The organism is Priestia sp. SIMBA_032 (assembly GCF_046535215.1).
GTDB classification, from domain to species: Bacteria; Bacillota; Bacilli; order Bacillales; family Bacillaceae_H; genus Priestia; species Priestia aryabhattai.
The window spans coordinates 1-244 of sequence record NZ_JAWRXD010001348.1 but is presented as its reverse complement, the minus strand read 5'-3'; the positions used below and the strand labels follow the sequence as shown (position 1 = coordinate 244).

Here is a 244-nt window from a genome sequence, read left to right as displayed (position 1 = left end):
AAAGAAAATGCTGGATATTGAGCAAGAGTCTTTGTTACCACGTGAAAAATTTGCAAAACAATTACATTGTCAGTTTAATGATATACAAAGGCATAAAGAGTTTATTATTATGCATGCGAGAGAAAATGCGATTCCGTTTAATAAAGAAGTGGAAGAATTTATGATGCGGATGAAGTTAGAGTCTCATGCATTTTATCGAAATAGTTTATTGTCCATTTATGATGAAAAGATTATGCCATATTTA

At 30.3% G+C, this 244-nt stretch carries 1 pseudogene; it reads left to right on the top strand.

Going from position 1 to position 244, the window contains the following annotated elements:
* Nucleotides 1-244, top strand: a pseudogene (locus SB717_RS38705) (TetR/AcrR family transcriptional regulator); the annotation flags it as partial.